Below are 1,294 nucleotides of genomic sequence, written 5' to 3'. Positions count from 1 at the left end.
GGGTCTGCTGCACGGATAGGTGACATCTGATCTGTGGTGCCGCAGGGTGCCACTGGAAGGATGTGCACCGTGCCTAAGCCATACCCCAAGGAGTTCCGCGACGACGTCGTGCGGGTCGCGCGGAATCGCGAGCCGGGCGTCCACCTGAAGCAGATCGCTGCCGACTTCGGCATCAGCGAGTCCTGTCTGACGAACTGGATGAAGACCGCCGACGTCGAGGACGGCGTGAAGCCCGGCACGACCGCAGCCGAGAACTCCGAGCTGCGTGAAGCGCGCAAGCGGATCCGTCTGCTGGAGCAGGAGAACGAGGTCCTGCGCCGGGCGGCCGCGTATCTGTCGCAGGCGAACCTGCCGGGAAAATGATGTACCCGCTCGTCCGCGAGCTGGCCGGCGACGGGATTCCCGTCACGGTGACGTGCCGGGTGCTCAAGATCGCTCGTCAGCCCTACTACCGCTGGCTCACCCACCCAGTTACGGCTTCGGAGTACGAACAGGCATATCGTGCCAACGCCCTGTTCGACGCCCACCGCGATGACCCGGAGTTCGGCTACCGCTTTCTGGTCGACGAAGCCCGCGAAGCCGGTGAGCCCATGGCCGAGCGGACCGCATGGCGGATCTGCTCGCGGCAGGGCTGGTGGAGCGTGTTCGGCAAGAGGCGGGGCAAGAACGGCAAGAGGCCCGGCCCGCCGGTGCACGAGGACCTGTGCGTCGTGACCGATGACAAGGGCCGACAGCGGCACGAGTTCACCGCCGACGCCGTCAACGAGCTGTGGCTCACCGACATCACCGAGCACCGCACCGGTGAAGGCAAGCTCTACCTGTGCGCGATCAAGGACGCCTACTCCAACCGGATCGTCGGCTACTCCATCGACTCTCGGATGAAGTCACGCCTGGCGGTGGCGGCGCTCGACAACGCCGTCGCCAGGCGCGGTGACGTCGCCGGCTGCATCGTGCACTCGGACCGCGGGTCGCAATTCCGCAGCCGGAAATTCGTCCACGCCCTCAACCGCCACGACATGGTCGGATCGATGGGCAGAGTCGGCGCAGCCGGCGACAACGCGGCCATGGAGAGCTTCTTTAGCCTGCTCCAGAAGAACGTCCTGGACCGCCGCCCCTGGACCACCCGCGAAGAACTCCGGATCGCGATCGTCACCTGGATCGAAAGGACCTACCACCGCCGTCGACGACAGGACGCCCTCGGCCGGTTGACCCCCATCGAGTACGAGACCATCATGACCACGCCAGCCACCCAGGCTGCGTGACCCAACCTGTCACCTATCCGTGCAGCAGACCC

At 66.2% G+C, this 1,294-nt stretch carries 1 protein-coding gene; it reads left to right on the top strand.

From position 1 onward, the window contains the following. Positions 1-69 precede the first annotated feature (69 nt). Positions 70-1,262, top strand: a protein-coding gene (locus tag ABD774_RS21475; protein WP_345045814.1) for an IS3 family transposase whose coding sequence is annotated in 2 segments (ribosomal slippage) — positions 70-354 and positions 357-1,262 — 1,191 coding nt in all. Because the reading frame shifts where the segments join, the coding sequence is not laid out codon by codon here. Positions 1,263-1,294: the final 32 nt, after the last annotated feature.

Origin of the sequence: Georgenia daeguensis, assembly GCF_039537705.1 — a bacterium.
In the GTDB taxonomy this organism is placed as follows: Bacteria; Actinomycetota; Actinomycetes; order Actinomycetales; family Actinomycetaceae; genus Georgenia; species Georgenia daeguensis.
Note: the sequence above shows the minus strand (reverse complement) of the source record. Positions and strands in the feature narration are given on the sequence as shown.